Here is a 9812-nt window from a genome sequence, read left to right on the forward strand (position 1 = left end):
CCGGTGCCCTGACGTTTTCCGCGGACGAGCGTGCCCTCGTAGACCGCGCCGTCCGGGTAGGTGATCCTGCCCTCGCCCTCCCGCTGCCCATTAACCCAGGTCCCGTCATACACATAGCCTCCGGGGTGCTCCATCCGACCGCTTCCGTGGTGTAGGGCTTTTTTGACACTCCCCTCGTAGCGCACGCCGTTGGCATAGACGGCAAGCCCCTGACCCGTCATCTCTCCATCGACCCAGTCGCCTTCATAGGTGCCGCCATCGGCAAAGGTGATCTTGCCGGTGCCTTCAGGTTTGCCGGCGACGAACTCGCCCTCATAGACCGATCCGTTGGGGAAGCGCGCCGTGCCGTAGCCCTTGATCTCGTCCTCCAGCCATTGGCCAGTATATTCGTAGCCGTCGGGTTTCCGGTAAGTGCCCTCGCCGTGTCGGTCGCCGTTCTTGAACGTGCCCTCGTAGGTGCTGCCGTCCTCATACTGTTTGGAGATTATCTCGTCTTGGGGACCGGCGAGGGCAGCGTGGGAAAGCATTAAAGCAACGATAGACGACGCCAGAAGTTTCATCTCTTTGTCCCGTTAGCGGCCGCTATGTCTGTTTGATCTGAGCCTCGGAGCTCTCAAACACGCAATGACCTATATCAACCTAAGGTCTTCTTCGTCCGCTCTGCCGCTGCTGGCCCCTTCCGCGCATGTGCTGCACTGCCGCAAGTCCGCGTTGAGCCGAGGCTGTGTGGAAACTCGGGCGGTTTGCGCTTCAGCGAACAATCTTGAAGCTTCGCAAGGTATTTGTACCACTCTCCTTCGACACAGCAACTTTACCTTGTGCCTCAATCGACCAACTGCTGCAGGTGCTGAAAGCTGCGGGATCAGTCTCTAAGCATAGGGTGTTCTCTTCCCACTCCCAAATGCCCTGAAATAACTGGCCGTCGAGCTTTCCCATTAGTTGCCCGTCTGACCAGAAGTAGATGTAGTCTTCCCCGGCCCCATGCAGTTCGACTTCCACTAGACTGGCAACAAACTCCTGCTCGTTCCTGACTGATCTTCCGCGGACTTCCTGAAATCCAGGAGAGTATAGATCTTCGGCCAGGACGAGAGCAGACCAGGCGAGAACCCCAACCCAGACCACGCTATTTGCGATCAAGCTGGAAATGGCGTTCTGGCTGAAACCATCAGGCCAATTTCGCCGCAAATTGGTCACCGTGGTCAACAACCATGCTACCGGAGCTGCCTGCAAGGCGAGGAAGACGAAAACTACCACTCCGGCTGAATGGTCAACCAAGACCGCTTGGAGCAAGAAGAACAGACTAACGAACCAGAAAACTGGCATCAGTACGGCGATAAGAACTATACGGCGACGGGCTCTGGCAATCACTTTGGCCCAGGGTAAGCAAACCGCGGCGGCAATCCCGAAAATGCTATTTGCCAGAATAACGGCCACGAAAGGCGTCATAAAGCTCCTCCAGCAAACATTCAGTCACTGTCCAACGCTGCAGACGTCAGGCTGGGTCTCTAAACTATCCTTTGATGAAAGCAGACGCGACCACTTACAGCCCTTCCAAGACGGCGTCCGCAACGGCCGCACCACATGTCTTGGTGTCGGCTGGTCCTCCCAGGTCAGGAGTGCGCAAGGCCTCCTCCGACAACACCCGTTCAATAGCGGCGATAATCGACATGCTGGCCTGTTGTGCACCCAGGTGTTCCAGCATCATGGCTGCTGCCCAAATTTGCCCGATCGGGTTGGCGATACCTCGTCCGGCGATGTCAGGCGCGGAGCCATGGACTGGTTCAAACAGGGACGGGAATTTTCCCTCCGGGTTGATGTTTCCCGAAGGTGCGATCCCAATTGTGCCGGTGCAGGCGGGGCCTAGATCCGACAGGATGTCGCCAAACAGGTTTGACGCTACCACAACGTCGAACCAGTCCGGGTGCAGGACAAATTGGGCCGTCAAAATATCGATATGGTACTTGTCGACCTTGATGTCTGGATACTGGGCCGCCATCTCCGCGACCCGCTCGTCCCAATAGGGCATCGTGATCGAAATCCCGTTGGACTTGGTCGCAGATGTCAGATGCTTCCCGCGCTTCGCTGCCAGATCGAATGCATATTTCACGATGCGGTCGACGCCGACCCGGCTCATGACGGTCTCTTGCACGACAATCTCGCGATCCGTGCCGGGGAACATCTTGCCGCCGATCGACGAATATTCGCCTTCGGTGTTCTCACGCACGATCATCATGTCAATGTCACCGGATGCGCGCCCCGCCAGCGGCAGCGGAACGCCAGGCATGGCGCGTGCAGGGCGCAGGCTTACGTATTGGTCGAACTCCCGCCGAAACTGGATGAGCGATCCCCAAAGCGAGATGTGATCGGGCACAACCTCTGGCCATCCAACTGCTCCAAAAAACAGCGCGTCACTTCCACTCAATTGATCCTTCCAATCATCAGGGAGCATCTGCCCGTGCTTTGCGTAGTAATCGGCGGAGGCAAAGTCGTGATCGTCAAAATCGAACCCGAGATCGAACCGTTTCGCGGCTGCCTCCAAAACGCGGACACCTTCCGGTGTGGTCTCTTTCCCGATCCCGTCGCCCGGGATGACGGCGATCTTCCAACTGTTCTTTGGCATGTGATTGGTCCTCATGGTCGCGCTCTGAGTAGGCCAGTCTTTATGGCCAAGCAACACAAGCGCGCCGCACTTGTCTTTTGAGCTCCTAACTGACCCACAGAGCGGACCTGCCGAGCCCCGACGCACTGCCCGCATTGGGCTCGACGCAGTCATCAGAGAAGATTGGTCAGATACCCGGTCTGCGACACTAAGCGTTCAATGTAGCCTTAGAGCCGCTGCCGCTCGCGGGATATTCGCGCTTTGGTGAACTTACGTTCACTGGGTCGCGGATAGCGTTTCTTGTCACAGGACGAACTGTTTCTCGAACCGGTCTTTATTGCGACTGTTATCCCTCGGTATCGAAAGCTTGTGGGGGTTCGCGCATTGGCCAAGGTCTCGGTCCATTGTCGCTTACGCGGACATTAGGTACGCGCCCCCACACGATCAGCCAATGCTCAGCGGTGATGTTTTGACAGGAAACAGCTCGGAGGTGCTTTAGCATCACCAACCGGCTTCAGAAACGCCGGTTCGCCTGCTCAATCCACTGTTGGAAAGAATGGGCGGCTTACCTTGGAGAAGAGCTTGGGGCTTGGCAGAAATCGTGTGCTGCCAGCGAAAAGGGAAAAACGATAACGCAACTCGCCTTCAAACGCCTCGGGGATGAGGAGGGCTGGCAGCACAACCGGGACGGTACTTACCCAACGTAAAGGGCACAAGAAGAAATGTTGAACCGTGCTGCCGACAGGAGGACGCGGATATCGGGGTGCGCCCGGGCTTGCTGGCATTCTGCCGGCAGCACGTGGTTCCATATAGACCATGAAAATTGACAGCATTAGGGCGAGGCAATGGTGCTTCTCCGATGTTCGACGGCTTCGTCGCAATGCGGACGACCGGAGAAGCTAGAGACATAGGAGCCTGGCTTGAACCGTTGGGTACAAAAAGGTCCCGCCGCAAAAGGCGCAGCGGGACCGTAGTGCCGCCGTGGCGGAAGGCTTGGCATGGTGGGACAGATGCCGAGCCTTGATGTATAATGAAACGCGCATGTGTTGCGGGCATTGACATGCATCAATCGCGTCGGCTGTCGCCTTTGCGTATCCGGGCGATGAAAAACCCCGGCACGAGAAGCACGGCTGGCGGTGCCGGGAAAGGGGGCGAGCCTTCGAGGTGGCTTTCGACTGCACAACCCCGCACGTGCTGCACGCATTAATTCGCGTCGACTTGCACCTGTTCTCAATAAGAAAGCACCCCGCCATCCCCCACTTGGCGGGGTGCTTGGGCCGCCAATGCGGCCGACCCGGCACTTTTGCCCGCGTGCCAGATCACATTCAACTTTGTGTGCCGCCTGTTTCCAACGCATTGATTTGCGTCAGTTTGTTCATTGTTCGAAGGCAGAATTTCCAAGTGAAAACCCCCGCCACTCGTGGGGAAGTGACGGGGGCGAGGGGGTAGGAAACCGAAACACTGTTTCCAAATCAGCAACAATAAGTTCGCTTAGAGCTTATTGTAAGTCAATTGGGGATACTGAAAACAAAAAGCCCCGCCGCGACAAGCGCAGCGGGGAGGTAGCTATGTTCCATCCTGATTTGACGGTAGCCGGGATAGTAGTGGGAGCGCATTTGCCTTCAAGGCGGACTGACGAAAAGCCCCGCCGCGAAAGGCACGGCGGGGCATTCACCGACTACTAACTTCGGCGCCAGCTCGGGGGAGAGTTAGCGACTATGACAAGGTGGACGTAGCTCCGCCGCTTAATGTGGAAACGCGGCATTCGGTTCCAATACCGGGAGATAGCTGTGGGCGCCCAATGGCCCTCGGGCTATTCACGGATGCTTACGTAAATACCAGACCGACGACGTTCGGCCGAAGCTTCAGAACCAACGCGCGCTTCCGGGACATGTGCCTTTGTCCTGCGGCCAAGGCCAAGATACCCAGAAGGTATTCCGATGCGTGGCCGCTTTTCTCATATTCTTCGAGATCGGATCGAAATCGGCGCAATTCCTCGGGGTTCAGGCGCGCGAGAGCTCGCAGCAGACCGTTGATGTTGATGCGATCCCATTGGATGGCAGACGGGGTTGTAAGCGCGCCGAACCCGCGGCTGAGCTCTGAATTGGTGACGGCGTTGCCCATTCTTCAAGATCCGTTCTTAGGGGGATAAATTTGCTGCCGCTTGAGGTCGTCCAACGGATAGCTAACTCTCAAGCAGCAAGTTTGGTGGATGTTACCGGTCGACAAAAATGCCTGTCGCATCGTGCTGCTTAAAATGCTTGGAGACATTGAACTGGGAGTACGTCAGCCCTGCCAGGATCAATAGGACAAGGATGCCGCCAGCTTTTTGGATCGCTGATGACCTTACGTGATTACTTTTCATAACTCATACTCCTGCCTCGCATGGCGCATTGCCAGAAGGAGGCACTTGCTTCACTCGTATTGCTGGTGTTCCGCTTCGAGAACGGCTGGCACCAGCCGCAACACCAACACTCGCAAGCACAGGGCAACCGAGGGTTGGTGTCGTATAGCCGGTTTTTAACTGAGACTGGGTCGCTGCCGCGGGAGCGGAGACGACGTCGGGGCGAGGGAGCTGTTGGTTGGAGATGCGATAGAGGCCCCGTTTTCTGAAGATGCCAGATCGTCCTGCTGCCCCGCCATGGTTGCCGGTTCAGCCGATCGGGTGTTTCCGAGGTTCCTAGCAGCAGCATCTACCCGGCACGGAATATTGGTCTCAATGAGTTCGCCGCCACGGCGGGTCCGAACCGTACAGGTCTTTTCTTCGGCAACCGTCAGCAAGTTCGAGATCTGAGCCTCGCCTGCCACGAGACGGGCAATTTGGAGCGCTTTCTGTGCCTCGTCTGTGGAACTGACGGTCCCAGAGAGAACGAGCGTTCCACCCAGGTTGTGCACACTGATTGCCTCAGCTGGCAAAAGCGCACGAAGCTGCGTCTCCACCACAGCCGGATCAACGTGAACCACCTCGACCTCTGGGGTCGCAACGGGCTCGGGTGCCTTTTCCTCAACGCGCACGCTCAGAAGGTTGGAGATCTTGCCCGGCGCATAGTGGCTGGCAAGTTCCAGCGCTTTGGATATGACGCCAGGATCACTGACCGTCCCCGTGAGAACCAGGCCATCCTTGGCGGTCAGGACATCGATTTCCTCGCCAGGGAGAACCTCGCTTAGGCGTCGGCTGAGTTCCGTGATGTCGGGCGTCACGCGGATCTCGTACATCGACATCACGGTACCGTTCTCATGCATGACCATCAGGGTCGTGCGGCCTGGCTGTTTGCCGAGAACGTAAATGGCGTTGTTCGAAAGCGTCGAAATGTCCGCGATAGCGGGATTTGCAATGGACAGTTCGCTGAAGGGCGCATCGCTTTCAAGGACGATTGCGCCATCGCTGGTGACCTCAACCGTTCGCTTCGACGAACTTTCTTCGACACCAATGGTCGAGGCTGCAAATGCCGGGGCGTTTACCAGCATAGCGATGACAATCGCGGCTGGCGCAATCCAGGACAGTCTTTTGGTATTCATGGTTAACCTCATACAGTGTTAGCGTCTGACTTCATGGGATCATGCTATTTCCGGCAGGATCCGTTCAGCCTAACCATCTCCTTGGTTGTGCTCCTGGGAGTTCCCCGGATCTCCACCTTCGGAGCCATTCCCACGACCCGCGTCGAAGCGCTCCTTGAGGGAAGTCTTGGCGCTGCGGTCCTTGGCCTGTCCCGGCGCATCGGGCTTCCCCGTCGACTTGGGGCCGTTCTTCGGGCCATTTTCGGCCTGTGACTGGGGAGATGGCCCTTGCGGCTCTGTCGAAACGACCGGGACCTCAGGGGCCTCCGGATCGGGCAAGCTTTCAGGTGCTTGGGGCGCAGGATCACCCGCGGCAACGCTTTCTGGTGATTGAGGGGTGGGCTCTGCGACGCGGTCACGCTGAAGGCTGGGGTTCAGCGAGCCAAGTTTGAGATCATCCCCCCCGCACGTCTCATCCCGAGCCTCCGACCGAAACGCGAAGCCGGCGTTCTTGCTAAAGACATCTGAACCGTCAGCCAGCCATCTGATGCAGGTCTTGAAGGAGGAAAGCTCTTTCGCGGTTTGATCTAACCCCGGTGCCAAACCGGACACTCCAGAGCGCGTTGCTGCATCACTGTGAGGGAGAGAGCTGCATCCGGCAGCAAGGCTGACAAAAGCGATGCAGAGCGCACTCGCGGACTTACTCGTAAACATGGTTCACCTACTTGGTATTACTGGTACGCGCGGCCAACACACATGACCGTGCTCATTTCTGTTCCCTACCTGTTGCGATCGTTGGTCTCTGTGACACTGCACCAAACCTGCGGCCCATTTCCGGGTGAGCGCGGCCAGTTCAACGAGGCCATCTGACCAAGCCTCATGCTCATATAGCTTGATTGGTCAACAGGGCTGCCAGCACGGTCATTGTCATAACAAGCATGGAGAATTTCGGTGTGGACAGATGCGCGAGATCCATTCCCAACTCTTCCAAGCCGCAGGATCGCAGAGATTGCATGAAAGATTTGTCAGTCGATCTCTGGGGCGTCGGATCGGCATCGGGCAGCACAGGAAAAATCTGCGCACTTCTACAGGTACTCATTACATTCACTCTCTTTACAACCACGGCCATCAAACACACGATGCCCGGGACGACACTCCTTACTCGCTTCCACCGGCGCCCTGGATCAGCCACGAGACACTGCTTGATCCAGGGCGCCGCTTACCAGAGCCCGAATGTACACTGGGGTCCGGATTTGCAGGCGAAGCCCCTAAGACACACGCGGGCTTCAACTCGTTACACCATCAGATTAGCAAACCTAATGATGTATTAGTGTAAGACACTTCACACTCGCCTTCGATTTTTGCGTCGAAATAGGAAACACTCTGTTCTGTCGGTCAAGCCAAAACCATCCAGACCGGAAACCCATTCCTTGCGGAGGCAAAATCTTGAATGAGCCGCCTTCCTCATAGGCTGTCTGGATGTCGGCTCAGCCTGCGAACCGGACATCGAGTATGATCTTGCGAAGGTTCGCGGTCAGCGGAAGCGGCCGTCCCTGTCTGACAGCGCGTATCGGCGGCCGCGGCTTGTTGCCGAGATTAGCCGGCCAAGGCAACTTACAGACGCCCTTGCTCCCTCTCATGCCGCTGCGCAAGATGAATGCATGCGCAAGGTCCTGCCCGTAGCGGTTTTCACAATCACCTATGTATGCGGTTTCGGCGCGTGGTTTATTTCCATCGGGAACCTTGAGTTCATTGTCTACATCGCAACGATGCTCGGCCTGATGGCTCTTGTCGGCTTCACTCTGAAACAAGCTGCTTATCCAGTCTCGATGCTTTGGGCGCTTTCGCTATGGGGCCTTCTCCACATGGCGGGTGGTGGTTTGCCGATAGCTGGATCTGTCCTCTATAACTTGCCGCTTGTGCCGATAATGGAAGTACAAGACAGCGTAATACTGAAATACGATCAGGCAGTTCATGCCTATGGCTTTGGGGTGACTGCCTGGCTTCTGCACCATCTTCTTACCACTCACTACCCTGACACACGCGGCACATGGACTGCTATGTCGCTGCCCCTCTTCGGGGCAATGGGGCTCGGCGCGCTGAACGAAATGATTGAGTTCTCCGCCGTGCTTGCCGTCCCCGACACCAATGTCGGTGGTTACATCAACACAGCGCTGGATTTGTGCTTCAATGCGCTTGGCGCACTCATTGCTGTCGTCGTGGTGGCACGCGGATAGGGTCCTGAACCCATCACTGCGAGACCTGGATGTGCCACCGCCAATCCCGATAAAGGGTAAATCACTTGTATGACCTAGAGCGCTTCGTCGCCGCGCATGAGCAAGATTACGAGACAGCCCTTAGCGAACTCCGGCTTGGGAAGAAGACAAGTCACTGGATCTGGTACATTTTCCCACAGCTGAAAGGCCTTGGATACTCTGAGCGATCGAAGTTTTACGGTATCGAGGACATCCACGAAGCGCGCGCTTTTCTTAATGACCCTGTCCTAGGTCCGCGTTACCTGTCCGCTGTCGAAGCCCTGTTGGGGCATAGCGACATTCCCATCGAGGACATTATGGGAGTTGTGGACGCCAAGAAGTTACGTTCTTCGCTCACGTTGATGCAGTTGGCAGGCGGAGGGCCTATTCTGCGAAAGGCTTTGGATGCTTTCTTCGACGGCGAACTTTGCCAGAACACACTCAAGCTTCTGAATTCATCCCGGCACGGCACATCGCATTAGACAGCACTTTCACGCACATGCCATTGTCCGGTTCAGGCATTCATAGAGGTATGGCTGCGCTTCCCACGTTATCCCTTGCGGATTTCCACCTTGCCGGTCTGCGATTTCTTCGGAGCGGTCTTCGGCACGGTGATAGTGAGCACGCCATCCTTAAGGTGGGCATCGACTTTAGCTGCTTCCGCGTCGGGTGGAAGACGGAATGATCTGCTGAACGCCCCGTACTGCCTCTCTGAGAAGAACCAAGTCTCACCCTTCTCTTCGCGCTCCGTGCGCTTTTCTCCCTTGAGCGTGACAACGCCATCCTCAACGCTCAGATCGATGTCCTTTTCCTCTACGCCGGGGAGTTCCACGGTAATCCTGTACGCATCGTCGTTCCCGGATGCTTCGGAGGCTGGGGCAAGCCAATCCCTAACCCGCTCGCCCATGTGCCGGAGCGGGTCGTAAAGCGAAGGCCAAAAGCCGCTAGTGTGAGATTTCTCGACCATTTTAAACTCCCTCGATCACTGGTTTGCGGAGATACTGTGGTACCCTACCTGCGGGGTCCTTGACCCTGATCAACCGACGTGAGGTGGATTAAGAAGCTGGCAAGCGTTGGTTCCTCGCGGGAGCGTCCGCTTCTTCCAGTAGCGAACTTTCGCAAGAATGAGCTCAATGTCCGAGACACGGGACGAACCCGACGCTCCGCACTCTCTAGCTGCAATGACTTCGCATTCTTGATGTTGGTCAAAACTGTCGGTGTGGCGCTCGATATACTCTGGAGCATCGCTTCAGAGGTTCTTCATGCGAAATGCTCTTACACTCCTTGCCGCCAGCGTGGGGATGGTCTCATCTCCCCAAGTGGCTACCGCCGAAGACTGCGCGACCTACAAGTTTGATGAAGCGCACACTCAGCTAGTTCTGAGTGTCCGTCGTCAGATGATTTGGGACAGGGTGGCTTGATCTGTAACGGAGGCCCTGGCTCGTTGTGGTTCCAGCTTA

The 9812-nt window shown here is 56.7% G+C and carries 8 protein-coding genes; 2 read left to right on the plus strand and 6 right to left on the minus strand.

The window, feature by feature from the left end; genetic code table 11:
- From RXV90_RS25375 to RXV90_RS25395, 5 genes are all read right to left on the minus strand, one after another.
- Positions 1-560, minus strand: a 560-nt coding sequence (locus RXV90_RS25375) for an MORN repeat-containing protein (RefSeq protein ID WP_458646498.1), incomplete at its 3' end; no start/stop codon positions are given.
- A 190-nt stretch (positions 561-750) separates the two neighbouring features.
- Complete coding sequence (locus RXV90_RS25380; RefSeq protein ID WP_316653154.1) at positions 751-1446, minus strand: hypothetical protein; 696 nt, start codon at positions 1444-1446, stop codon at positions 751-753.
- Positions 1447-1540: 94 nt separating this feature from the next.
- Positions 1541-2620, minus strand: a complete 1080-nt coding sequence (locus RXV90_RS25385) for a tartrate dehydrogenase (RefSeq protein ID WP_316653156.1) — start codon at positions 2618-2620, stop codon at positions 1541-1543.
- 1806 nt (positions 2621-4426) lie between these two features.
- Positions 4427-4723 (minus strand): hypothetical protein, encoded by a 297-nt coding sequence (locus tag RXV90_RS25390; protein WP_316653157.1) that lies wholly within the window; start codon positions 4721-4723, stop codon positions 4427-4429.
- 396 nt (positions 4724-5119) lie between these two features.
- Positions 5120-6118 carry a pilus assembly protein N-terminal domain-containing protein gene (locus RXV90_RS25395; RefSeq protein ID WP_316653159.1) on the minus strand — a complete coding sequence of 333 codons (999 nt, stop codon included), beginning with the start codon at positions 6116-6118 and terminating at the stop codon, positions 5120-5122.
- A 1640-nt stretch (positions 6119-7758) separates the two neighbouring features.
- Between RXV90_RS25395 and RXV90_RS25400 the strand changes: the two genes are divergently transcribed.
- Positions 7759-8334: a DUF2238 domain-containing protein gene (locus tag RXV90_RS25400; protein ID WP_316653161.1), complete on the plus strand. Its 576-nt coding sequence runs from the start codon at positions 7759-7761 to the stop codon at positions 8332-8334.
- A gap of 65 nt (positions 8335-8399) precedes the next feature.
- Complete coding sequence (locus RXV90_RS25405) at positions 8400-8834, plus strand: DUF1810 domain-containing protein (RefSeq protein ID WP_316653163.1); 435 nt, start codon at positions 8400-8402, stop codon at positions 8832-8834.
- Positions 8835-8902: 68 nt separating this feature from the next.
- Here RXV90_RS25405 and RXV90_RS25410 read toward each other — a convergent pair whose 3' ends face one another.
- A complete protein-coding gene (locus tag RXV90_RS25410) occupies positions 8903-9319 on the minus strand; it encodes an Hsp20/alpha crystallin family protein (RefSeq protein WP_316653165.1) in 417 nt (138 codons plus the stop codon).
- Between the last annotated feature and the right edge of the window lie 493 nt (positions 9320-9812).

The sequence above is a fragment of the Ovoidimarina sediminis genome, assembly GCF_032586175.1.
Taxonomy (GTDB): Bacteria; Pseudomonadota; Alphaproteobacteria; order Rhodobacterales; family Rhodobacteraceae; genus Ovoidimarina; species Ovoidimarina sediminis.

What these genes read in the sequence shown, in the direction of transcription:
- RXV90_RS25380 (WP_316653154.1), bottom strand. Translation starts at nt 1,446, where the DNA reads ATGACGCCTTTCGTGGCCGTTATTCTGGCAAATAGCATTTTCGGGATT.
- RXV90_RS25385 (WP_316653156.1), bottom strand. Translation starts at nt 2,620, where the DNA reads ATGCCAAAGAACAGTTGGAAGATCGCCGTCATCCCGGGCGACGGGATC.
- RXV90_RS25390 (WP_316653157.1), bottom strand. Translation starts at nt 4,723, where the DNA reads ATGGGCAACGCCGTCACCAATTCAGAGCTCAGCCGCGGGTTCGGCGCG.
- RXV90_RS25395 (WP_316653159.1), bottom strand. Translation starts at nt 6,118, where the DNA reads ATGAATACCAAAAGACTGTCCTGGATTGCGCCAGCCGCGATTGTCATC.
- RXV90_RS25400 (WP_316653161.1), top strand. Translation starts at nt 7,759, where the DNA reads ATGCGCAAGGTCCTGCCCGTAGCGGTTTTCACAATCACCTATGTATGC.
- RXV90_RS25410 (WP_316653165.1), bottom strand. Translation starts at nt 9,319, where the DNA reads ATGGTCGAGAAATCTCACACTAGCGGCTTTTGGCCTTCGCTTTACGAC.